This is a genomic window from Paenibacillus nasutitermitis (genome assembly GCF_014641075.1).
Lineage (GTDB): Bacteria > Bacillota > Bacilli > Paenibacillales > Paenibacillaceae > Paenibacillus_Z > Paenibacillus_Z nasutitermitis.
Genome location: NZ_BMHP01000001.1, coordinates 173,915 through 198,094, shown reverse-complemented (window position 1 = coordinate 198,094; position 24,180 = coordinate 173,915). Strand labels below are relative to the sequence as shown.

The following is a 24,180-nucleotide window of genomic DNA, read 5'->3' as shown; positions in this document are numbered from 1 at the left end:
CTTCTATTCCGTTTTCACCTTTTCGTTATATTCCCGGACAATGTCAAACTTGCTGTCATCCGATTTGACATAACCCTCATGAGAATAAATATCCTTGATAATGGCATGGCCTGCCTCATCCTTGCCAATATCGATGAAAGCCTTCTGCAATTTCTCTACCCAAGCCGGATCCATATCGGCACGGACGGATACGGTGTCATTGGGAATACCTTTGGTAAACGCCAGCACTCTTGTATTCTCAAACACCGAAGGATAATCGGGCTTCACTTTATTTCTTGCATCCTGGAACACGGCAGCGGCGTCCAAATCGCCATTGAGCACGGCAATGACGCCCTGGTCATGGCCTTTGACGGTCACAGCCTGTACGTCCTTCAACGGACTAAGCCCGTTATCCATCAGCAGGGCCGCGGGCCAGACGAAACCCGAGGATGACGTGACATTCTGATAAGCGATTTTCCTTCCTTTGAGATCCGCAACGGTCTTGATCAGTGAGTCTTTCTTGACAATAATCATCGATTTATAAAAATCAACCAGCTCTGATGTTGGCGCGCCGGTTTCATCCTGAAGTCCATAACGCTGGGCTTGCAAAATGACCTCTGCCGCTCCCTTGCCCTTGGCTAAGACATAAGCGGTTGGCGGCAGGAAGCCGACATCCACTTGATGGGAAGCCATCGCTTCTATAATGACGTTATAGTCGGTGGATATGCTAACCTTCACGGGAATGCCGAGCTTGTCGATCAGGAGCTTCTCCAGCGGTTTGGCTTTGGCCTCAAGCGTATCCGCATTCGTGGAAGGAACGAACTGAACGGTCAATGTTTCCGGAATATAGCCGCTTGGGTTGGCATTGCCGTAACCATTCCCCGCATTTGGCTGATTTGCGCCGCCAGGGGCAGTGTTGGTTTTGCTTCCGCAAGCGCTTATAAGCAGCAGAACAACAAGCAACGGCAGACTGACTTGCATGAATCGCTTAAACATAATGTCCCTCCGGTTATTTCTTTTTTCACATCCACTCATAAATTCAAACGATTATGTAAACCTAGTATGGTCCGGTATAGGTACCGCTATGCCAAATAAGCGTATTTGAATAAAGGAGAGCTTACACAAAAGAAGCCTACCGATATGTATCCGACCGACTGCCGGGCTAGCTGCTAAACAACAGCAGGAGAAATACAAGACAATATAATAAAAGACAGCACCGCTTCATGCGGCGCTGTCCCTTTTAAGAGCAACAGTTAGATAGAAAGATTCTGCGTTTCTATTTGGATTGTGGTGTTTTGAGTGTTTTAAAAACTTACCGCTGCGACCGGATAAGGCTTGACCCATTGATGATCGGCCCGCATTTGACTGTCGCTTTTCAGAAAATAGTTGTAGTTGACAGTGCCGGGACGATCGGGAGTGGGATCATCCCAGGTGGCATCCACATGGTACCACCTGGAATCGAGTTTAACCAAATTCCAGACATGGCTGATCTCCCCGACTTTGCCCTCGATGATACGCGATTCGATCCCGGCCGAGGTCAGCATCCGGTACATGAGCAGAGAGTATCCCTGGCATACCGCTTCCCCGTAGGTGAGGGCCTCATAAGCGGTATAACGTGCCAAATCATTATCATATGCCAAATTCAGCACGATCCAGTCGTGAATCGCCTTCACCTTCTCCTGCCCGGTCATAGAAGTTTGGATCAAATGGACCAGCAGCTTATTGACTCTCTCTTCCACCATATGCTTCTGCGCCGGCGTTTCCCGATATTTGACCGTCAGCTTGATATCGGCGCTTCCTCGCCAGGCATGTATGGCATACAAATACGAATCAATAATATACGCCGTATAGTCATCCGCTTCAACAGCTTCCTTGAGGAGATCAGCTATTGAAGCGGAAAGCTCTTCTTTATTTCCTGAATAATCGATCTTTATCTCGGTCTTCTGCAGAAGCAGCTGCTGCCCGATATGGGCTTTCAGTTCCTCCAATGAGGATAATTGAGAAGCAGCCTCCACCCTGGTAAAGCTGAAATTCGAGCCGAGTGCAAAAGTAAACAGGATGAGGATTAACCCGATCGTTGAAAGAAGCCTGCTCATTACCCGCCTCCCATTTGCTCCATTTTGTTCCATTATACCTAACATGGAATAGGGAATAAAGCATTCGGGCAATTAATCTTCATCGCGAGGCTGATGATGAGCATCCGGCTGTTCAAAGAACGCGACGGCCATACGCCTCTTGTGTTCCGCCGGAACTGGCAGCAGCCGCGCTAACATAATTCGTCCGCTGAACCGCTTCGCCACCTCGATGACGCTAATCAGGCTGTCGAGAAATCCCGACAGCCAATTTAGTCTATATACGATTCAAATAAAGAATATTCCCCTTCTCAGACCAATTTCCAGCGGTCACTTTGCAATTGACGCGTAAGCAGCTGCATGAACCTGGCTCCGTCAGACCCGTCCAAAGGACGATGGTCAAAAGCAGCATTCAAATCCATCATGGTGGCCGCCTCAATCGCATCGCCCACAACAACCGGGATCTTCAGGGCCATACCGACTGCCAGAATACCCGCCTCCGGCGGATTGATGAGCGCTGTAAATTCGGCAATCTCAAAGGAAGCAAGACTGGAAATCGTGAACGTGCCGCCCGTCATCTCACCGGCGCTTAATGTGCCCGCTTTGGCTTTACCGACAAGAATATGTCTCTGTTTGGCGATCTCAACAAGAGACAACTGGTCCGCATGGCGTATAACCGGCACGACAAGACCGTCCGGTTTGGAAACGGCCAGGCCGATATGGACCTCTTGATGCTCCAGGATATACGACCCGCCCGGTTCCGTACAGAAAGAAACGTTCACCTGAGGGACCTGTCTTAATGTACGGCCCACAGCCTGAATAACAAAATCCAGCATTGGAATCCAGTAAATGCGTTGTTCCATCCCGGTTTATTCTCCACAGGTTTCCCTTTGCGCTGCCCCAATCCGGATCGCTGGCAAATATAATATCATCGCTCGTCATGGCGATATCATTGGGCTGATTCATCAAGGGCTCATGGGCGTGAACCGAACATTTCAGCGTATTCATATCCACTTTGAGAACATTGTGGTTGGTATAATCGGCTATTTACATCTCCCCCCGGCTGCCAAACCGGATTTCGTTGCCGACGCTTCCTCCCGGCAATTCAATGAATACGCGTCCTTGTCCCTCGGGAGACACAATTCCGATGGTTCCCTGGGTTGAATAATTGACCGCGTATATATTCCCGGCCCGATCACAGGCAGGACCTTCAATCCCACCGGTGAACAGAAAAGGGGCAGTAAACGTTTGTGCTTGATAGAGTTCCATAACCATTCCTCCAAACGCCGCCAGAGCTAATCATGACCAAACATCTTACTTCAATTCAACCGTCGCAATGGCATCGATTTCAACCAGTAGATCGTAATTCAGGTCGCAATAGATCGTCGTTCTTGCAGGGTAAGGCGCTTCGAAGAAACGGGCGTATACCTCATTGAACTCGTTATACAAGCTTCTATCCGTCAAATAGACATTCACTTTAACGACATGCTTCAAGGATAACCCTGACTCGGTTAATATTCTGCGGATATGCTCCATCGTCGATATAGTCTGAGATTCAATATCCTTGCCCACGACATCACCGGTTAAGGGATCAAGTCCGCCCTGTCCGGAAATATACAGGCAGGAGTCAGTCTGAACCGAGCTTGAAAAAGGTTTGGGAGCGAGCCGTGACAATGTTGATTCATCATTCATGAGTATGGTTGCCTCCGTCCAATTGTTGTTCTGTCAAACTAGCAATTCTGTGGTTTCTATCCGTTTTCTTTCATATAAGGATTCCATTGCATAATTAATCATGCCGCTGGTGAAAAAAGTCCGCTGCGCAGGAAAGGGTTCCACCCCGGAGATGATAAAATCTTCAATCATTTTCGTTAAGGTTTCGAAATGCCCGAACGGTCGTTCCAGATCGCTCATGCATACTGCGGAATGAACTTCGCCTGAATGATAGCGGCAAGCAAATCCCCAGCGGTCAATCCAGGTATTTTGCTGAATGACATAGCCCCGGGAGCCATTTACATAATGAACCATAAACAACACCGTTTTTTCATCCGAATGCCTCGGGTGCGCGGAATCGGCTTTGCCAAACAAAGCCAGTGCGCCCATCATCAAATCTTCCGGCCATTCCTTGCGGTCCATCGCTATCAAGAGCCGGCATTTGCGGAGCATGGGGAATGGAGGACCCGCCCATAAAAGGATGATTCCGCTTAAGAATTTCGTTGTACATCCACACCGTATCTTCTATGTTGTAAGTGAAGTGTTTGTCCGAGAAAATCGGTATTGTTGTCTCTTTCAGGCTGTCTAAAACGCGCAGCACCTCTTCAAAAAAACGACGGCGAGGATACCATTTCCGGCCGTATTGATCCTCCGGATAATCCCCATGCTCGCCAATGATGATGACGCCGTCCAAACCGCCATCCGTGTAGGCTCTGGTCAGCGTTTCTTCGATGGTTGCGTAGATGGGCACTCCCCGGGAGGCTGCCCGCTCCCTGCTCATGTCGTTCTCCGGAACCTGGTCCGTATAAATGGCGGCCACTTCAATCCGCGGCGTAAATCGCCCAGCAGCCTGCCCAGAATGACGTCTGCATGAGAATTGAAGGTGTATTCCGTAACAATAACGGCTGCCCATTTCGGAGCCTTACCCGGAATAGCAGAATTTTCCGCCATTATGCTCCACTTCCTTTCTCCATTTCCTGAACGCTGGCTGTCAGCCACTCCGCAACGCAATCCACGATGCAAGACAAATACTTTTTGCCTGCTTCAGCAGTTGCTTTGTAAGGAGCATCCGTATATCCATCCACCCCGGTCAGCTCCCGATGCTTGCCAAGGAAGGTTCCGGGTCTGCCTTTGGTAATCCATTCCCTTTCGGGATGCGTCGTCTGAATGCGATCCCGTTGAACCTGCTCTGGTGCAAGTGCCAGAACGGCCGCAGTTTCAAATCCGCCGGCGTGGCCTGGCACCATTCCAATTTCCGCCGCGCCCATTTCCTTCAAAGCCGCGGAGGCCAAATGCCAATAGGAAGCGGAAGCGGTCCAGATCGGATGGCGAACGGCAAGATCGTTGGCCGTTTGAATCATCATCGGTTCGTTTCCGCCATGGGCATTAAGAAAAATAATCTTCGTGAAGCCATCCGTTACCAGGCTTTCGCCGATATCCTTAAGCACCTGCAGGTAAGTCGACGACGTGAAGGATAACGTTCCCCCGAATGACAGATGATGCTGGGAACAGCCAATCGAAAGCACCGGTGCCATCAGGACCGGGACCCGGTCTGCCGCTTTCTTAATCGCTTCTGTCGTTATATGCTCACAGATCAGGCTATCGGTCGATACCGGCAGGTGAGGGCCATGCTGTTCAGTGGCAGCAAGCGGAACAACTACCGCATAACCGCTCCTGGCCTTGCTCGTGATATCCTCGCGCGTCAATTCGTGCAGCATCCATTCTCTCATACCCAAAGACCTCCATTTACCGGATAGATTGCTCCTGTGACATAGGATGATAAATCGGATAATAAGAATGCAGCTACCTCATTAATTTCATCCGGATGACCGCTTCTGCCGACCAGCGACTCTTTTTTCATTCCATCGAGATGCTCTGGGCCCAGATCCGCCAGCTGCTGCTCCGTCTTGAAATCACCGGGGACAACGGCATTTGCCCGAATGCCGTAGGGGGCATATTCCAACGCGATAATCCGCGTCAGCTGCTCAAGACCGGCTTTGCTTGAACCATAAGCCGCATTGTTTGCCCTCGGTCTGGAGCTAAGAATGGATGAGGTATTGACGATTGCTCCCCCTCCGGAGGCAATCATATACGGTGCTGCATATTTGCAGAGGAGAAATCCGCTGGTCAACGTTCCCCGCAGTGAAGCCTCCCATTCCTTCAAAGACGTGTCCGCTATGGATGTTGAAGGCTGATAATACGCATTGTGATAATACCCGTTTAATCGGCCAAAATGACGGTTGATTTGCGCGGCGGCATCCTTTACTTGATCTTCATTTGTACAATCGGCTTCCATATGCATGAATCGGTCTGTTCCGTGCGTTTCCTCCAAACGATGTATTTCCGGAAAGCTTCCGATATCCTTGATGTCGATTGCAGCGACTGCCGCGCCTTTGGCCAGGAACAGCTGGATAGCCGCCTGGCCGGCAGCACCAAGAGCTCCTGTTATAAGAATCACTTTGTCCTGCAATTGCAATGAACTCATGCGTCACAGCCTCCTGTATGTAAAAATGTTGTCGGCCTTTCACCGCTCCCAATGTTGCTCCTTCAGCTATTTTCTTCTGAAATACAATATAAAGAATCAGGGTAGGCAGCATGGCAATGGTAACGCCGGCGAATAACGTCACCAGATCCGATTTATATTGCATAATCTGGTTGGCGTGATACATTTTCACCCCGATTGTATGCTTCTTCTCATCGCTAAGATAAATAAAAGGCCCCAGGAAATTATTATATAAACCGAGGAATTTAAAAATAGCGACGGTGACGATGCCTGGAGTGGATAATGGAACAATAATACGCATAAAGGATTGAAATAATGAAGCGCCGTCCATGAACGCACTTTCTTCCAGTTCTTTGGGCAGTGACAGCATGAAACCTCCGAGCAGCATCAGGAAAAATACGCTCTCGCCTAAGCTGTCCAATAAAACGAGGCCAGTCAAGCTGTTCAGCAGATGCAGATCCCGCATAAGAATATATTGGGGAATCAAGGCGTTAATGCCGGGCAGGAACAAAGAAAGCATAATGATGGACCATATCAGCTTACGTCCCCGGAACTCCAGCCGGACAAGCGCATAGGCGTTAATGGTCGTCAGAAATGTCCCTAAAATCAGGCTGGCCCCCACGTAATACAGCGTATTCAACATCGTGGAGCCGAGCTCGTAGGAAACCCATGCTTTTTTGTAATTGACCCAAGCCCACCTCTGCGGGAAGGCCCATACATTAGCAAAAAATTCCTGGTTCGTTTTCAAAGATTCATATAACACCCATCCCAGAGGCACAACAATGGACATCGCCTAGAATAACAGAATTAATCTCCACAAATAGTCGCCTATCGTTCACTCATTCAAAAAATAAATCTAATTGGGGTGGGCCTGAACTGGAGGCCGCCCCAATTAGATTTTCATCGATTGGACTATTTAGTCTCTGGCGTATGCATTTGAGGAAAATCAATTTCATTTGGACGGGTTCGATCGGTGTTATTATAAACTTTTCGGCTCAGCTCAAAGCTCGCCCTTTCGATCCAGTAATGGGCTTTAGCCCAAGTCTCTTCGGTAATCCGCACTGTCGGCATCGAGATGCTGATTGACGCAACAACCTCGTTATTCTGATTATAAATCCCGCTCGCTAAGCAATGCACACCGTTAACCGTTTCGCCAATATTATAGCCTATTCCCTTGCTTTTCACTGTCTCCAGCTTCATTACCAAATCGTCAAATTTGCTTATTGTTTTATCTGTGACTTGCTCCAATGTATCCGTCGGATACAAGGCGCGCAGCTCCTCTGCCGTCAGTTCAGCCAGCATTATTTTTCCGGAAGCAGTCGCATGCAGCGGGAGCGTATGCCCCTGATTCTGTGTATAGCGCAGAGCTTGCGAGCACACTTTCTCTCCGATGTAATGAAGCTGGTCGCCTCTCCTGACCGATAAGCTTACCGATTCATTGAGATCGTCAACGATTTTCTCGGCAATCTGATAAAATTCATCGCTCAGGCTTGTGCCCTGAGTATATCGGTTCTGGATCATAAACAGCTTATATCCGATTCTAAATTGCTTACCCGACTTGTCGACCTCTAAATAGCCCCGATTCAGCATGTTCTGTAAAATGCTGTAGGTGCTGCTCGGAGGCATTTTGAGATTCTTGGATATTTCCGTTAAATTATATGTGTCTGTTCCACCTGTAAAAAGCTCGAAAATATCAAGAACGCGATCGGCAGACTTAACTCTCGGCGAGTTTTTTTCCAATGCCATCATCCTTTATCCGAATTGAATTCACATTTATGAATTATCTATAATTTTATCCAATTTCCCTATAATTGTCCAACCCTTATTGTGACGCCACCGTTTATCTTCCAAAGCCCTCACAGTCCACTGGGAAAAAGCCGTATTTCCCCATATATGCACCTGTTCACCCGCGCTGCAGCCTTGTCATGGTTAATGAATTTCAATTTCGGCAAACTGCATCCGGTAAGACGAACCGGCTTTCCAAAGAGCTTGAAGCCGTTACCGTTGCTTCTGCGGCCAGGTTGAGATCCGGCGAGAAACCGGCAGGCAATGCAAACAACCGGCCTTCTCCCGGACTGAGCGATAGATTCAGGATTCCTGTTGCGGCATTATATCCGGACACGCCTGTTTCCAGGCCGGTTGTTTTGGATATTTCCGTAAGCGAAGCCGGATTAGGGCTGAAATTAAAGCTTAAGGTTTTACTCGCTGTATAATCCCGATTGGTCAGCATCACATATTTACGGCAGGCGGGTATGAGTGCCCCCTACTAAGACTGCCAGCAGGGAAAGGAATAAAAAAATTTTCTCATATGACTAATAAATTCACATATAAGAATTTATTTAACGTTATTCCGATTCCGGTTATTCTAGAACGTCACCTTCGGCTGCCGCCATCAAAAATGGGCATAAAAAAAGGCCAACCAGATGTCACCGGTTGACCTGATAGCAGTTATTAATTGAATTCTCTTTCATCGTTCCTCCCATGAACGGGCGGAAACGGGACGGGCGTTGTTACGTCCACTCCCCAAGAATATCGCGATAGGCTTCCAAATAATCGTCTGCCAGCGCCTTGGCCAGCGAATAGGAATTGACCAATGGATGGACGGCAAGGGCCTTGATGGCCAGGTCGCGTGAACGGTGCCGGACCGCTTCAACTGTAAGCCTCTCGAACAGCTTTACGTTCTTCATCAGCAGGCCCATCTCTTCCGGCACGCTGCCGATTTGCACCGGCGTGGCGCCGTCCTTCGTAATCGTGCATGAGATTTCGACCACATCATCGTCGGCAAATCCTTCGATCGCGCCTTCATTCGGCACGGAAAGCACAATATTGGTTTCCCTCCCGGTCCGCAGTGAATCGACAAAGTCCAGCATAACACCGGCATAGCCCAGCGAATTCGGCAGCTCCAGCTTCTCCGGCACCGCTTTGGATGTCGAGTTCGTTTCAATGGCCATATAGGATGCTTCGCGTTTCTGCGTGTAATACAGGTAGGTCTGGATCGCTTCCTCCGGATAGCTGTCGATATCCATCCCCCTCAGCACATCGAGCATTTCCTTATTATTTTCGGCGATCATCTGTCCTCGGGTCATATCGGATTTCATAATATTGGCGAAAGCACGCTCGCGGTGATAATAATAGTACAAATATTCATTAGGCAGGTAGGGCAGCGACTCCAGCAGATCGGGGTCGAACATCTTAAACTCATCCACCCGGCTGGTAAAGGAGGCATCGTTCTTCAGCTCCGGAAGCAGGTCCTTCCCGCGGTATACCGCTTCGGTCATCCACGAGAGATGGTTGAGCCCGAAGAATATGACCTTCAGCTCCTCCGGCTCAATCTCCAACGCTTCAGCCATCCGCAGCTTCGTATGGCTCGGGGAATCGCAAATGCCAATGACCCGTTCGTAACCAGCGCTCCTCAGTGCCTGAGTAACAAGACCGGACGGATTGGAGAAGTTGAAGATCCAGGCGTTTGGAGCAAGCTCGCTGGCTAATTTACAATAGTCCAGCAGCACCGGAATGGTCCGGATCGCCATAGAGAAGCCTGCCGGCCCGGTTGTCTCCTGCCCGATCACGCCATGCTTCAGCGCAATCCGCTCATCGATGTAGCGGGAATGCTCCTTGCCTACCCGTACCGTCGTAACGATATAATCCGCCCCGCTGATCGCTTCCCGGCTGTCCGTCGTTGCCCGAAGATTCAGCGCGATCCCGCTTCGCTCAATGACGATGCGGCATAATTTCGCGATGATCCCCAGCTGTTCCTCATCGGAATCCAGCAGCACAAGGTCCGTAATTCCCGCATCTTCCGCTTTGAGCGTTAAACTTTTTGTAAATAAAACCGCACGAACGCCGCCGCCGCCAATAAGCGTTAATTTCATGGCGAGACCTCCTGAATTTCCGATTGTTTGCCTTTCTGACGGATGAAAGCCTTCAGGCCATCCCGATCCGGCGTGCCTCCGCTGCCTCCGTATGAGCCGACAGACAATGCGCCGCAGGCATTGCCGCTAATCAGGCAGTCAATCGTCTCCATTCCATTTAAATACCCATATAAATAACCGGCGTTAAAGGAGTCTCCCGCACCCGTCGTATCGACAGCCTGAACCTGATAAGCGGGACTGTAGGTCCGTACCCCGTCCTTGAGCGCAACCGCTCCTTTGTCTCCCAGCTTGATCACGATGTGACTTCCATATTGCGCGATATGCTGCAGACAGTCTTCCACCTTCTCCAGGCCGGTATAATGCATCGCTTCGGTTTCGTTCATAAGAAATACATCCACTTCACGCATCAAATCATAAATGCCTTCATACCATTCTCCGGTGTCATCCCATCCAACATCGCAAGATAAGGTCAGGCCCTTTTCCTTGAGAGCCTTCGCCAGTGCGAGGACCGCTCCATGATTGCTTCTGCCTTTGTAACAGGTCAGATGAACATGCTTGCCCCGTGCAATCGGTTCGAGATCCAGCTTGCTGACGTCCAGCAGCTGATTGGAACCGGCATAGGTAATGAATGAACGGTCCACTTCCGGATTGATGGCGATGGTAATGCCAGTTGCGAACACTGTTGTTGTCTCAAGCATACTGGTATCGATACCATATTGAACAAACTGTTCCCGGACATAACGGCCGTGACCGTCATCCCCGAGTATTCCGTTAAAAGCCACCTTCATGCCCAGCTTGGCCAGGGAGATCGAGAACAAAGCCGCTCCCCCGCCAACATGCAGCATCATCTGATCAACAAATATTTCCTGCCCCGGCTTGGGAATTTCATTGCATCCCGCTACGACCAAATCAATATTCGCGTCGCCAATGACAACAGCGTCGAATTTCTTCACCATATTAACCCTCTTCCAATTCCAAGTCTCTTATCTATGTCCTTACTCAATAGGTTTCACTGGAGCGCCCTGCAGCTGTCCCGAACGACGAGCTGATGCTGCAGAATCAAGTCTTCCTTTGGCGCCTTCTCATTGCCTTGTATCAGGTCGAAAAGCGAATCGACCGTCACCCTTCCCATGTCCTCAATCGGCTGTTCCATCGAGGATAAGCGTGGCCTTACCAGCTCAGTCAACTGACTGCCGTCAAATCCGATTACCGAAATATCTTCCGGCACGGAAAGCTTCTGGTCATGGATGCAGTTCATTGCTCCTGCCGCCATATCATCGCTCACGGCAAATACAGCCGTTGGACGGGGGCTCACATCAAGCAGCTCCTTCATCCTGTCATATCCGCTTCTGGGCTTGTAATCGCCGAACCGGATATAATCGTCGTCAACTGCGATCCCGCTGTCCTCCAGCGCATTGCGGTATCCCAGATAGCGGCTTTGCCCGGAGGTTACGTCCCTCATATCGCCTCCGATAAACGCAATCCGCGTATGACCAAGTCCCGCTAAATATCGGGCTGCATCGTAGGCGGCATGATAATCATCTATGATAACCGATATAAATTTCTGATCAGGAGGACGTACACTGGAAAAAATAACGGGAATATCCAGCTTATTGATTAAGTTCTGAATTTTGTCGCTTAACTTCTCGTGCATGATAATGATGCCTTCCACACGCATTTCCTTGAAGATGTTCAGATATTGGAGCTCTTTATCCGTATCCTCATGAATATCGCATACAAGCAGACTATATCCGCTGCGGCTTGCCGTTTGTTCAATGCTGCTCAGGATGGTTGCATGGAAACTCGATGTAAGATCCGGTACGATTACGCCAATGAGGTTTGTTTTTTGCCTCACGAGGCTTCTCGCAATATGGCTTGGCGAATAACCCAATTCATCAATCACACGCTGTACCTTCGCCTTCAATTCATCCTTCACATATCTCTCGCCATTAAGCACGCGCGAAACGGTGGTGGTGGACACCCCGGCCATCTTGGCGACATCCTTGATTTTCGGTTTCTTCATGTATACCGTCCTTCCTGCTGACAACCGGCCTATCATTACACTTTCTATAAGAATACTCCAATTCCCGGTAATTTTCCTCCAAATTTGCAATCTTTCCCACAAAAACAATTGAATTTATTCCTTGACCGAGCCAATCATAGCCCCTTTGGCAAAATACTTCTGGATAAACGGATAGACGCAAATGATCGGAGCTACGACGACCATAATAGTAGCCATTTTCAATGAATCTCCCGTGAGTTGGATTTTCGCAAGCAGCTCCTGCTGGTTGGACCCTGCCGCTGTCATCAAATATTGGCGTATGGCGTCCTGCTTGGTCAGCATTTCCTGCAGCAGCGTGGACAACGGACGGAGCTCGGCGCTCCTGACGAAGAATGAGCCCGTGAACCAATCGTTCCAGTGTCCGACAGCGGTAAACAAGGAAATGGTGGCCAGCACAGGTTTGCTTAGCGGCATAATGATTTTCATAAATATTCCGAAATCGCTGCAGCCGTCAATACGCGCCGCTTCCTCAAGACTAATGCCGATTTGCTGAAAGAATGTCCGCACAATAATCAAATTCCATGCGCTGTACAACGACGGGAGGACATAAACCCAGATCGTATTGGTCAAATGCAGATTGCTCAAAAGCATGTAGTAAGGAATAATCCCCCCGGAGAACAGCATGGTAAAAAAGATCATCATCGTAAAAAACCGAACGCCCGGGAGCGTCTTGCTTTTTAAGGCGTAAGCTGCCATTGCCGTTAGAAAAACGCCCGCTGCCGTGCCCAGCACCGTCCGGAATAAAGAGATGGCGAATGCTTTTCCGATGTTGGAGGAAGTGAATACCTGCTCATAGTTTTCGAGTGTCCACATCCTCGGCCAGAAGGAAATCCCTCCCCGTTCGGCGTCTTTGCCTGAATTAAAGGAAAGCGCAAAAATGTTCAAGAACGGAAGAATGATTGATAAACACAGGAGAATGATTATGGCATAATTAATGAATTTAAACAGCTTCTCTCCAGCTGTGAGCTTGTAAAATTCGTTGCCCACGCGTCTCTCCTCCTTCTATGAGGCCACGCTCCTGCATACGGGTGCAGGAGCGTTAATCTCCAGAAAATAAAATGCGGATTGGCTTATTGCGTGATAATTGGCGTGCTGGGATCGCTGTTCTTCTGGTTCAGAAGTTCTTCGTACTGCTGAAGGCCTGCTGCCTGCAGCTGCTTCTTGGCCGAATCCATAATGCTTTTTGCTTTATCCATGCTTTTGGCATAGAAGGCGCGGATCATGCTGTCGCTGTAATTATCGAGCGCCGTCTGCAGGTCGGTACCCGAGGCGGATTCGTTAATGAATGACAGAGGCCGGTATCCGTCGACGATCAATGCGTTTTTCTTCTTCTCGTCATAACTCCAGTAATCGGCTATTTTATTCTGAGCGTCGTATGCGCTTGGAAGAACCGATTCCCCGTATTCCGCTTCTCCAAAGTCCTCGAACCGGTTGGCATCCGTCCAGCCCAGATATTGGCCCCAGTTGTTGCCTGCTCCTTCAAAGCCCAGCTCTTTGGCAGCTTCCGGATCTTTGGCTTTCAAATCCAGCACTTCCTGTTTCACAAGAGGGTTTCCTTTATCGTCCAGCGTGTAATCTCTTCCTTCAAGACCATACTGCCAGAGCAGCTTCCCTTCCCGGCTGGCCAGGAAATCGGCGAAGTCCATCACTTCCTGCGGTTTTTTTGTTGTGCTTGGAATGGACCAGACAAAAGAGCCTTCCTTGTAAGTACGAACCATCTGGTAAGGACCGTCCACCCGGTCGATCGGTCCAAGCGGAAGATAATGCATATCTTTATTAAAATCCAGATTGTTGTGCATTTCGCTGATGATGGCAAACGAACCGTTTATCGCGCCTTCCGTCGCTCTGTTGCCTTCCATCGTATAGTTGTCGGCAGCCATCAGCTTCTCATCCAGCATTTTTTGAACCAGTTCGATGCGTTTCATCATATAGTCCGTGTTGCTCTCGTGAATGATTTTGCCTTCCTGATTCTTATAGAACTTCTGATCGGGCGAGCCCCACGTGATATCCCTGAACAGGGTGCCAACCTCATGATTGCCATTGCCCCAATATTGCGGTCCGATCGGGATAACCGCTTTGCCGTTATTGTCTTTGAAGTTGCCTTCTTTGATTTTCTTCGCAAGCTCATACACCTGTTCAGTGCTCGTAATCGTCCGCGGATCGATTTGAAGCGCCTCCGCAATATCCTTGCGGATAAAAGGGCCTCCGAAGAACTTCAGGCTTTCATGCTGCTCGCCTTTGGTAATCCGCATGTGGACAAAGTAGCTGGAGCCGTTCAGATCCGGGCGGAACATGATTCCGTTCTTCGAATCCAGCGGCAGGTAATCATCCTTCAGATAATTGCTGTATACCTTGGTGTTCTTCATCAGCGGCGTAAGGTCGGTGAGAACGCCCTCTTTGGCGGCTTTAACAAGAACCGGCATTTCCGGACGGGCGCTGTGGTCCAGATAAGATACGATAAAGTCCGGCAGGTCGCCCGAAGCGAAACCGGCGATCATGCCATCTACCGCACGGCTGGAATTAACCGCCTCCAACTGCAGCGTAATGCCTGTTCTTTCCTTAATGACCTTGGCAATTTCAGGATTGATATCTTTGCTCACATCATCGCTGTCGATAAACAGCAAGCCGGTAATCGTTCGGTCGGCAATCCAGGTTTCCGGCTTCCCGGCTTTGTCCGCTTCAGACGATCCGCTATTGCCGGAATTGTTGTTATTGCTTGTGCAGCCGGTCAGGAGCAAGCCTGCAAGTACCGGAATCGTGATCCATTTTGTCCATTTCGTACGCATCGACATTTCCTCTTTCCATTGTGGATTTTGTAAAAATGACGCTGTTCATCTTTGTTTATCACAAACTGGTATCGCTACCATACAGACTCATCAAGAAACCTCTTGGATGCTCGGTTAGCGGATATAACCAGAATCAAGCCGATCAGCCCCTGCATAAGTCCGACTGCTGTGGCGTAGCCGTATTGACCGTTTTGCAATCCGACGCGGATAATGTACGTATCCAGAATATCCGCAACCTCCATATTGCCTGGCGTTCTCATCAGATAGATCTGATCGAAGCCTGCCTGCAGGATGTTGCCCAGACCCAGAATGAACAGGATGGCAATGGTCAGTCGCATTCCCGGCAAGGTAATATGCCAGATTTCCCGCCATTTGCTGGCGCCGTCGATTTTCGCGGCCTCGTATAGCTCCGGGCTGATCCCGGCAATGGCGGCCAGGTAAATGATCGAATCCCATCCAATGCTCTGCCAGATATGGCTGCCGAACATCAGCTGGTAGAAATATTTGCTTTCCATCATGAAGAAGGTGCTGCCATCGCCGCCGAAAAAGGTGATGAGTTCATTGATGATACCGGTGTCCGGGGCGAATATCCGCTGCATCAGGCCGACTACGATAACCCAGGACAGGAAATGCGGGAGGTAGGCGATGCTTTGCGTAATGCCGCGGAACCGTTTGCTGCGGATTTCATTAAACATCAAAGCCAGCAAAATCGGAAACGGAAGTCCGAGAAACATTTTGATGCAGCTTATGAGCAGCGTATTGCGTATCAATTGCCCGCTCTGGTAATTGCTGAAGAAGGCTTTAAAATACTCGAATCCGATCCATGGACTGCCCAAAATGCCTTTGTTGAACTGATACTCCTTAAAGGCCAGGATGACGCCGCCCATTGGAATATAAGAGAAAATGATGAAAAATGCGATACATGGCAGCAGCATCAGATACAGGATTTTATGCTTCATTATTCTGTACATGAGACTTGATTTTGGTTTTACCGGCACAGCGCGCATTGATGCTTGCGGCATCCCCTTTTGCATTGTTGAATCACCATCCCAGTTTCAGACTTTTTCTATGGTAGCGATTCCATATCGATCCGTAATGAACTTGATTATCGGTTATTCGAGATAATTAAGCGCTTTCTGAAATCGATACCATATTGTGTTTCCTATTGTAAACTTGATGGAGAGAGTTTGACAACCGGTTTTTTTATCCCCTCTATTTCAAGGGCATGTTTGCAGCCGTTTTGGATCCGCCTCCCCCCGTCCAACCACCTGATCCGCTTCCAAGGCGGGTTTGCCCGGAGCAGCTAATAGACTCTTGGGTCCCCGGGACTCCACCAATGAGTCCGATCATAATCCAGAAATGATGTCAGCCCGCACTTCCCGCTTGCTGAAATCAAATCGGAAACAGACGACGGAATTGTCTGCTTCGACGGTCAGGACTGCTTTTGTAGACGAACCGCTCCTGGGGTAGTTGTCGATGGAAAACAGCTGGGATAACGTCCCATAAGGCGCAACCGCATACTCATATGTTCCCTTGAACGGGAACACGCAGCTGAGCATGTAGATCCCTTTTCCCATATGGTACATTCGCGTCGTTTCACTGTTGGAATCGTGGTTGACCGCTCCGAGATAATGCTGAAAATTACCGAATACAATCACCCGCCCAGGCAGCTTAACACCCGTTTCTGAATCATAATCATCTTCGGCGCCATAAGGCGTTACCGCAGATGGATTCCCAGCCCTTTCTCGCAACTGATGGTCCGACTCCCAGATCAGCTTGATGGTATCCTCCTGTCCAAAACCTTCCGGACAGCCGCTGCCTGGCCGATTGGCTTTGTAACAATCCACGCTCATTTCCGCATTTGTCCCGTAAGCCTCTCTAACGATACGGCAGGAGCCCAGCGTCCTTCTTACCGGCATCTGAAAATAGGCGTTGACATTGTTGACTGCCGTCCACTTGAACGTGTAATGCAGGAACTCATTGCGGCTTGCTTCATCCTGTGAGGCAAACCACGCAATTTGATCGTAGCCCCACCACTCCATCCAGGCACGTTGTTCGTAGGGTATATGATCTTCATCTTTAAAGAATTTCCCGCCCCAGTTATCGTATTCCATCAGCATAGGCAGGGTCTCGCAGCTCCAGCCGCTTGGCGTTATGCCACCTTCGCTGAATCCTTCCCGTACCAGGGTAAGCTTCTCTCCGGTACGGTCCAGGATCGGCACCCGGGTATACGGCATGGAATGAAAATCGAACAACAGCCGGCCTTCCACATTAACTCCGTGGGTATGCGCGTCCAGCAAAACCAGCTTGCGCCGTGCGTGCTGCCTGGCATAGGCGCGGATCCGGTCGAACAAGGCATACGTCTTCTTGTATCCGCTGTCATCGGCAGCATAGAGATGAATCTGCCCCATATGAATCGCTTCATAGCCAGCCTCAATATAGCTTACCGCCCTGTAATAAAACCACATTTGCGTCTCCAGTTTGCTTATGTCCGGGATGCCTCCATCCTGGTCCCATTTATACCCATAAGGTTCATTGTCAAAAAGCATCTGATCGAAGCGGAACGCTCTCTCCTCAACGGGAAGCTCGAAAGCGGTGAAAACAAAATCCGGAATCGCGATGTTCTCCACGCCTCGAAATATCGCCTCAAAAATGCAGGTCTGCAATATAATTTCCGGATCCACAGCATGGACACGCTCAGCCAGAACCTTTGATTTGCGGAAATGCTCCTTGTCGTCGGACTCCAGCATCCATATCCCTGAAGCCCTGCCCAGAAATTTAGCGCCGATGTTCCCGATCATACGCAGATCATCGTCCAATGAATCACTGTTCACCAGATCCGCTGCGGTAACGGCTCTGGAAAGGTAGTTTTCCAAAACTTTTTTCGAAATCGTACCGCAAAACAGGTCGTTTTCCATCGAAATAATCTCCCTTTAATCAGATTCAAAGAGCTGAATTATCCATTCTGCAACATGCATATGGTATCGATACCATATCCATCATCAAGCTTTTTTTTGAAACGATAACGAATAGGACTTGTCTGGTATCGATTCCAAAAAGCGCTTTCAATACTTTAATGTTTCCTAGTATAGGTTGAAACCCGCTTTTTGTAAACCTCTTTTTTGCAGATGTGAAGGATCGGTTCTATGTCAAGAAGAGCCCCTTCCTCTATTCCGCGCAATGCCTCCCGACAGAATGCCGTTGGTCGCAAAACCCATCGAAAACTTGCAAGAGACCGGGCTCTCGCTCACATCGAGATACTTGAGGCTCTCCCCCGAAAATGGGATGATTCCCCCAGCTGCTCACGGTCATGCCACATCTGGTTGCCGCATTCTCCTTCTGGGAGATCTCTTCAAAAAAAATAAAGGGAGCCTGGTCGTTGTCGATCTGGCTCCCTTTATTTTGTGAAAAAGAATTAACTAATCCATTCATTCAGAAAACGAGCCGTAATTTCCTTGGGCCTCGTAATCGCACCGCCTACCACAACAGATACTGCCCCAAGTTCAAGACAACGCCGGAACATCTCCGGTGTATTTACATTTCCTTCTGCGATGACAGGAAGGTGGATGAGCCGCAGCAAGGTCCGGAGGAATTCAAAATCATGTTCGTATAATTTGAGGTCTGACGTATACGTCGTATAGCCATGGAGTGTTGTTGATACACAGTCAAACCCCAGCTGCTCCGCCATGATCGCCTCATCCAGCGTCGAAATGTCGGCCATCAGCTCTACGGCCGGATTCTTCTCCCTGCAGTAAGCGACAATTTCCTCCAAGGTCTCGCCATGAGGCCGGTCGCGCTTGGTGCAGTCCATGGCAATCATCTCACAGCCGCTTTCCAGCAGCTCGTCGATTTCCTTGCGGGTTGCGGTAATAAAGACCTCGCTATCGGCATAGTTCCGCTTGACGATGCCGATAACAGGCAAAGAAATCTCCTGTTTAATCGCCAGGATATCATCCTTCGTATTGGCACGGATTCCTGCTGCTCCGCCTTCCATTGCAGCCAGTGCCATCTTGGACATAATATACGAGCTATGCAAAGGCTCATGATCCAGTGCCTGACAGGAAACAACCAGCCCCCCTGTGATTTGTGCAATCATCCTCGTTCGTCCCCTTTATGATTTGGAATATTGCGCGGTCAACGCTTCAATTTCCTTGCTAAGCTCAGCTAATGAAGCATGGTCTCCGTCGGTAACCGGCAGCAGCGGAGCGCGTGGATTACCCGTCTTGATCCCCTTGATACCCAGTATATACTTGCAGGCGCCGTATAGGGATGGATAACCTAACAGTTTTTTGATGACTTCATTGATTTCATATTGAAGCTTGCGGGCCTCATCGAGCTGCCCTTGCCCGTAGTATTCGTTCAGCTTGCAGAAAAGCTCCGGCATAATGCCGTACGTACCGCCGATGCCGCCGTCCGCGCCCATGATCCGGCCTGCGAGAAACTGCTCGTCAGGTCCATTGAACACCAGGAAATCTTCTCCCCCAACCGCCTTAAACTGCTGCAGCTCAAAGGTGCTTTCCCCGGACATTTTTACCCCGATTACCTTCTCCTGGCTGGCCATCTTCTTAAATAAGCCGATGGATAAATTGAATCCTGTCGTTTGCGGGATATTATAGATGATAAAAGGCAGGTTGGTGCTGTCGATCATTTGCTGCCAATGCTGCTCGACTGCCGCTTCCGACAAACGGTAATAAATCGCCGGGACCGCGGAGATGACGTCCGCACCGCATTGCTCGGCATGCCTGGAGAGCTCAACGCTTTCCTGTGTAGCATTCGCTCCTACATGAACGATAACGGTGAGCTCTCCTTTGATTTCTTCCATGACGGCTTCAAGGACTTGTTTGCGCTCCTGCACATTTTGCAGCATGCCTTCGCCTGAGCTTCCCCCTACATACAGCCCTTTGATTCCCGTGGATACATAGGATCTTGCCAGCTTCTTAACGCGGTCGGAATCTACATGGCCCGCTTCATCATATGCAGAATACATTGCAACATAGATACCTTCAAATTTCGTGATCATTTCCGGTTTCATTGCTCTCCAACTCCCATTTCGTCCATATAGTAAGGGTAAACGGCGCCATACAATGCCGCCCGATTGCCTAATTCAGCTGTTATCAATTCCGTCCTGGAAAATTGCGCGGGCAAATAGCTGCCCATATGCAGCTTGATTTTGTCCAGCAGAAACTCTTTCTGCTCCGACACGCCGCCTCCGATCAGAATGATGGACGGGTCGAACAGCAAGACGATCTGGGCCAAGCCCCTGGCGATTTCTTCAGCCCAAGCCTCGATGATGCTCAGACATTCCATGCTGCCCATTCTCGCTTTGGCAAACAGCTCCTGCCCGCTGCCCGTGAAACCAGGCAGCCTGCGCGAGGCTGTGAGCAGCAAAGCCGTCATCGAAGCTCTTTGCTCGTAAGTGGTGCCGCTTGTCTTGTCATATAAGGAATGACCGATTTCACCCGCTCTGTAATGTGCGCCGGCAACAAGCTTCCCTTCACAGAATAATGCGCCGCCGATTCCTGTTCCAAGTGTGATGCAGAAGAAATCTCCGCTGCTTCGGGCCGCCCCTTTCCACTTCTCCCCCCATGCCGCCGCATTCACATCATTGGCGACGACAGTGGATAAGCCGTAACGGTCCTGGATGAAGCGTTTCAGGTTCGTGCCTTTGTATTCCGGAATGGTGCCGCCGGCGAATACAATTTCGCCTGTTCCAGGGTCCACAACGCCAGCCGTACTAATGCCGACGCCCTGGACAGCTTCGAACCGCTCAAGCAAGCTGTCCATAATGACGGCAAGCTGCTGCGGTATCCGGATATGGGCTTCTCCCCGGGGGGTTTCCACGGAATCATGAAATATCATGGCCGCATTGCGGTCGAATACTGCATATTTTATGACGGTTCCGCCAACATCAATGCCTATCCAATGCATTTATCCTCCTCCTTCGGCTCTTTGCTATTCTTTAACGGCTCCAATTGAAATCCCGGCGGTAAAAAACCGCTGGAACAGGAAGAAGATCAGCAGCATCGGGATGGCTGCTACTGTCGCGCCTGCCATCTTGTAGGCAAAATTAGGATTCAGATCCTGCATTAACGTGGCAATACCGACCATTAATGTTTTGGTTTCCTTATCCTGCCCAATGACCAGCTGCCATAAGTAATCGTTCCAGACTTGAACAAAATTCAGAATGAACAGGGCGCCGATACCAGGCTTGACGATCGGCAGAATAACCTGCAGGAACGTCCTGACTTCGCCTGCCCCGTCAATACGGGCCGCTTCACGCAGCGCATCCGGCGCGGAATCGAAAAACCCCTTCAACAAGAACACGCCAAAAGCAGTCGCCACATTGGGCCAAATCATGCCGTTCAGGCTGTTGACCATGCCAAATTGCTGCGTGATGCGAAACAAGGGAACAATCATGACTTCCTTGGGCACCATCATACTGGAGACAAACAGGATGAAAATGATCTGTTTCCCCTTGAACTGAAGCTTCGAGAAGGCATAAGCAGCCATGGAGCTTGCGATAACAACCAGGACGGTGGTTAAACCCGCCACATACAAGCTGTTGAAGGTCCAGCGCAATGCCGGCTGGCTGCTGAACACTTCGGTATAATTGGAGAAGGTAAAGGTACGAGGCCACCAATCCGGCGGCATCTTAAGCACATCCGAGCTATTCTTCAGCGAGCTTGTAAACAGCCAATACAAAGGAAAAAGATTGAGCACAGCCAGCAGAGTAACGATGACGTTGGCGATGATATCGACCTTTTCCTTTTTTTTCTTTTGCACTGCTTGCAGCATGATTCATCCCTCACTTATCCTTGAACATCGCTCTGAGCTGAGGCACCGACAATAACAGGGTAATAACGAACATGATGACCCCTACAGCGGAAGCGATGCCAAGCTGGTTATACTTGAAAGCATTGTTGTAGAGATAATACATCATCGTAACGGACGCGTTATTCGGACCGCCGCCGGTCAGAAGCTGAATGACGACGAAGATTTTCAATACGGCAATGATATTAATGACGATAATATAGATCGTTGTCGGTTTGACAAGCGGAATCAGGATCCGGAAAATCACGTTTAGCCGGGATGCGCCATCGATTTCGGCAGCTTCAAACAAATCCTTCGGCACTCCGATCATGGAGGCAATATAAAGGATAATGGCCTGTCCGACATTGGTGGCAAAGGTGACAAAAATAATAACCGGCAGCACCGTGCTTTTATTCCCCAGCAGATTCACCGTTTGGAACTCCATCTCACGTGCCGCATACGAGATGAGCCCGTTAGCGGGACTGAGCAGGAAACCCCAAACCATACTCATTACGACCATCGATACCATAACCGGAATATAATAGCTTCCCCGGATAAAGGAAACGTACTTTGCATTTTTGTCAAAAATCGCAGAAGAGACAAACATCGCAAAACCAACTGTCAGGATGACGATAAAAACGACGAAAACGACGGTATTTACAATCGATTTGAAAAACACGGGATCATGGAATAAGGTCACGTAATTGTCCAGGCCCACAAAGGTTTCCTTCTGATATTGGACCTTGAACAGGCTAAGGCGGATGCCTTCAATAATCGGATACACAATAAAGATGAGAAATAAAATGGATTGAGGCAAAATAAACAGATAACCGGTTACGTTTTCCTTCAAAGCTCGATTGCGTAGTTTCATGGATATCCGTTACCTTTCTTTTTCAACCCCTTGACCGCAACGCATACAAGCGGCCGAGGGATTGAACTTGTTTGGGATACAGGTGGGTTATGGATTGATCGCTGAATTTTCCTTCGCCTTTTGAATAACGGCATTGCCTTTAGACTGGTAATCCTTGATCGCTTGCTCAGGTGTTTTTTCGCCGATAAAGATGGCCTGCAGCTCCGGATACAGAACTTGTCTAAGCTCACTGTAACCTGGAACATTACCTGTAAAGTTGAACATATGCTCGGCATTAGCATCATAAGCGGCGAACAGCGGGAACTGCTGCTTGAATTCCTCCGCAACGGAGCTTCTTACCGGAACACTGTTCTTCGAGGCTTTGACAAGCTCGGCATCGGTAGAGAAGAACTTGACAAAGTCTTTGGCAACCTCTGTTCTAACTTCATCCCCTGTCTGGAATACACTCGCTCCGACTACATAGGTGAAGGAGAGAGGGTCTCCGCTTTCGGACGGAATATTAGCCAGCCGGATATCGAAATTCGGCGATTTTCCAGCTTTCATATCCGCCTTGGCATTATTGAACAGGACGGCATTGGTAAAGCTGATGCCAAGCTGCTGATTTTGGAACATGGCGTTCGCATCGTTGGAGGATACCGATTCAGCACCCGGATTCGTATATCCTTCGTCATAGATTTTCTTCAGCCAATTGGCCGCTTTCGCGCCACTCGCGTCGTCAACAATAAGATTGCCGTTATCATCAAAGAATTTATTGCCGAACATCCGCAGATAAGCAAGATTCCAGGTATCTCCCTGATTGTTCAAGGCGAAGAGCGCCATGGGATAAGCGTTGGAGTATTTATCCTTCGGCATATTGGTTTTCAAGCCTTTAAGAATCTGCTCGTATTCTTCCAATGTCCAGTTCTGAATACCATTTTCATCCCCGATAAATTTGTCCAGACCGGCAGCTCGGAACATGTCCGCATTATACGCCAGCGTGCCGGGATTTTGAGAAAACGGATAGAAGTAAACATCTTCGCCGAAAGTTACGTTATCCCAGTAGCTCTGAGCGATATCGCTTTTGGCGGCGTCATCCACGATATCATTGAGCGGGGCCAACGCACCGCGGTGGGCGTAGTCTCCCATGGCAAAAACGCTTTCAAAGAAAATATCAGGAGGCGTTCCGCCATTCAGATTAACGTTAAGCAGTTCATCGCGCTGGTCGCCCGCTACGACTTGAACATTGACCTTGACATCATATTTGTCGTATTGCTTGGCAAATTTCTCAGCCGCATATTTGAAGAAGCTGTCATAATCGGCGTCTTTTTCCGTCGCATCCATAACGCCTTTCCATTGCGGTGTAAGCCATAAGGAAATTTCAACTTTGTCTTTGGCCCCGCCGGTCTTGTTGTTCCCGCTGTTGTCAACGGAAGAGTCCGTTTGTTTACCTGAACAGCCTGCTACCAAAGCGAGTATGAGGATGAATGCGGCAATAGGAAACATCTTTCTGTTGAACATGGATAAACCCCCTTGAGG

Annotated in this window: 25 protein-coding genes and 1 pseudogene; all 26 read right to left on the bottom strand. The window is 49.3% G+C overall.

Annotated features, from left to right (window positions below; translation table 11 throughout):
* Positions 1-3: 3 nt before the first annotated feature.
* Entirely contained in the window at positions 4-975 is a 972-nt protein-coding gene (locus tag IEY46_RS00855) for a phosphate/phosphite/phosphonate ABC transporter substrate-binding protein (RefSeq protein WP_188988233.1), read from the bottom strand.
* Between the two features lie 308 nt (positions 976-1,283).
* Entirely contained in the window at positions 1,284-2,075 is a 792-nt protein-coding gene (locus IEY46_RS00850; protein ID WP_188988231.1) for a transglutaminase domain-containing protein, read from the bottom strand.
* Positions 2,076-2,362: 287 nt separating this feature from the next.
* Positions 2,363-2,914 (bottom strand): 2-oxo acid dehydrogenase subunit E2, encoded by a 552-nt coding sequence (locus IEY46_RS00845; RefSeq protein ID WP_188988229.1) that lies wholly within the window; start codon positions 2,912-2,914, stop codon positions 2,363-2,365.
* Between the two features lie 184 nt (positions 2,915-3,098).
* A complete protein-coding gene (locus IEY46_RS00840; RefSeq protein ID WP_188988228.1) occupies positions 3,099-3,320 on the bottom strand; it encodes a hypothetical protein in 222 nt (73 codons plus the stop codon).
* A 45-nt stretch (positions 3,321-3,365) separates the two neighbouring features.
* Positions 3,366-3,743 (bottom strand): RidA family protein, encoded by a 378-nt coding sequence (locus tag IEY46_RS00835; RefSeq protein WP_188988226.1) that lies wholly within the window; start codon positions 3,741-3,743, stop codon positions 3,366-3,368.
* Positions 3,744-3,776: 33 nt separating this feature from the next.
* The gene (locus IEY46_RS00830) at positions 3,777-4,085 is read right to left on the bottom strand and encodes a hypothetical protein (protein ID WP_188988224.1); all 309 of its coding nucleotides are present in this window, start codon (positions 4,083-4,085) and stop codon (positions 3,777-3,779) included.
* Between the two features lie 7 nt (positions 4,086-4,092).
* Complete coding sequence (locus tag IEY46_RS00825) at positions 4,093-4,542, bottom strand: hypothetical protein (protein ID WP_229749978.1); 450 nt, start codon at positions 4,540-4,542, stop codon at positions 4,093-4,095.
* Positions 4,539-4,712, bottom strand: a complete 174-nt coding sequence (locus IEY46_RS00820) for a hypothetical protein (RefSeq protein WP_188988219.1) — start codon at positions 4,710-4,712, stop codon at positions 4,539-4,541. Before IEY46_RS00820 ends, IEY46_RS00825 begins: the two co-directional genes overlap by 4 nt.
* Positions 4,712-5,491 (bottom strand): creatininase family protein, encoded by a 780-nt coding sequence (locus IEY46_RS00815; RefSeq protein ID WP_188988217.1) that lies wholly within the window; start codon positions 5,489-5,491, stop codon positions 4,712-4,714. The genes IEY46_RS00820 and IEY46_RS00815 overlap by 1 nt, the downstream gene beginning before the upstream one ends.
* Entirely contained in the window at positions 5,488-6,246 is a 759-nt protein-coding gene (locus IEY46_RS00810; RefSeq protein WP_188988215.1) for an SDR family NAD(P)-dependent oxidoreductase, read from the bottom strand. The genes IEY46_RS00815 and IEY46_RS00810 overlap by 4 nt, the downstream gene beginning before the upstream one ends.
* An 85-nt stretch (positions 6,247-6,331) precedes the next feature.
* Positions 6,332-6,907: pseudogene (locus tag IEY46_RS36195) on the bottom strand (carbohydrate ABC transporter permease); the annotation flags it as partial.
* A gap of 269 nt (positions 6,908-7,176) precedes the next feature.
* Positions 7,177-8,010: an IclR family transcriptional regulator gene (locus IEY46_RS00800; protein ID WP_188988213.1), complete on the bottom strand. Its 834-nt coding sequence runs from the start codon at positions 8,008-8,010 to the stop codon at positions 7,177-7,179.
* A gap of 193 nt (positions 8,011-8,203) precedes the next feature.
* Positions 8,204-8,494 carry a hypothetical protein gene (locus tag IEY46_RS00795; RefSeq protein WP_188988211.1) on the bottom strand — a complete coding sequence of 97 codons (291 nt, stop codon included), beginning with the start codon at positions 8,492-8,494 and terminating at the stop codon, positions 8,204-8,206.
* 280 nt (positions 8,495-8,774) lie between these two features.
* Entirely contained in the window at positions 8,775-10,136 is a 1,362-nt protein-coding gene (locus IEY46_RS00790) for a family 4 glycosyl hydrolase (protein WP_188988209.1), read from the bottom strand.
* Positions 10,133-11,092 (bottom strand): carbohydrate kinase family protein, encoded by a 960-nt coding sequence (locus IEY46_RS00785; RefSeq protein ID WP_229749976.1) that lies wholly within the window; start codon positions 11,090-11,092, stop codon positions 10,133-10,135. The genes IEY46_RS00790 and IEY46_RS00785 overlap by 4 nt, the downstream gene beginning before the upstream one ends.
* Positions 11,093-11,145: 53 nt before the next feature.
* Complete coding sequence (locus tag IEY46_RS00780) at positions 11,146-12,159, bottom strand: LacI family DNA-binding transcriptional regulator (RefSeq protein ID WP_188988207.1); 1,014 nt, start codon at positions 12,157-12,159, stop codon at positions 11,146-11,148.
* A gap of 114 nt (positions 12,160-12,273) precedes the next feature.
* Positions 12,274-13,185: a carbohydrate ABC transporter permease gene (locus IEY46_RS00775; protein WP_188988205.1), complete on the bottom strand. Its 912-nt coding sequence runs from the start codon at positions 13,183-13,185 to the stop codon at positions 12,274-12,276.
* Positions 13,186-13,268: 83 nt separating this feature from the next.
* Complete coding sequence (locus IEY46_RS00770) at positions 13,269-14,984, bottom strand: extracellular solute-binding protein (protein WP_229749975.1); 1,716 nt, start codon at positions 14,982-14,984, stop codon at positions 13,269-13,271.
* Between the two features lie 74 nt (positions 14,985-15,058).
* Positions 15,059-16,018: an ABC transporter permease gene (locus IEY46_RS00765; protein WP_188988201.1), complete on the bottom strand. Its 960-nt coding sequence runs from the start codon at positions 16,016-16,018 to the stop codon at positions 15,059-15,061.
* Between the two features lie 312 nt (positions 16,019-16,330).
* Entirely contained in the window at positions 16,331-17,902 is a 1,572-nt protein-coding gene (locus IEY46_RS00760; RefSeq protein WP_188988199.1) for a hypothetical protein, read from the bottom strand.
* 497 nt (positions 17,903-18,399) lie between these two features.
* A complete protein-coding gene (locus IEY46_RS00755) occupies positions 18,400-19,080 on the bottom strand; it encodes an N-acetylmannosamine-6-phosphate 2-epimerase (protein WP_188988197.1) in 681 nt (226 codons plus the stop codon).
* Positions 19,081-19,095: 15 nt separating this feature from the next.
* A complete protein-coding gene (locus IEY46_RS00750; protein WP_188988195.1) occupies positions 19,096-20,016 on the bottom strand; it encodes a dihydrodipicolinate synthase family protein in 921 nt (306 codons plus the stop codon).
* Entirely contained in the window at positions 20,013-20,912 is a 900-nt protein-coding gene (locus tag IEY46_RS00745; RefSeq protein WP_188988193.1) for an ROK family protein, read from the bottom strand. Before IEY46_RS00745 ends, IEY46_RS00750 begins: the two co-directional genes overlap by 4 nt.
* A gap of 24 nt (positions 20,913-20,936) precedes the next feature.
* Entirely contained in the window at positions 20,937-21,779 is an 843-nt protein-coding gene (locus IEY46_RS00740) for a carbohydrate ABC transporter permease (protein WP_188988191.1), read from the bottom strand.
* Between the two features lie 10 nt (positions 21,780-21,789).
* Positions 21,790-22,665 (bottom strand): carbohydrate ABC transporter permease, encoded by an 876-nt coding sequence (locus IEY46_RS00735; protein WP_188988189.1) that lies wholly within the window; start codon positions 22,663-22,665, stop codon positions 21,790-21,792.
* Between the two features lie 87 nt (positions 22,666-22,752).
* Positions 22,753-24,162 (bottom strand): ABC transporter substrate-binding protein, encoded by a 1,410-nt coding sequence (locus tag IEY46_RS00730; RefSeq protein ID WP_188988187.1) that lies wholly within the window; start codon positions 24,160-24,162, stop codon positions 22,753-22,755.
* Positions 24,163-24,180: the final 18 nt, after the last annotated feature.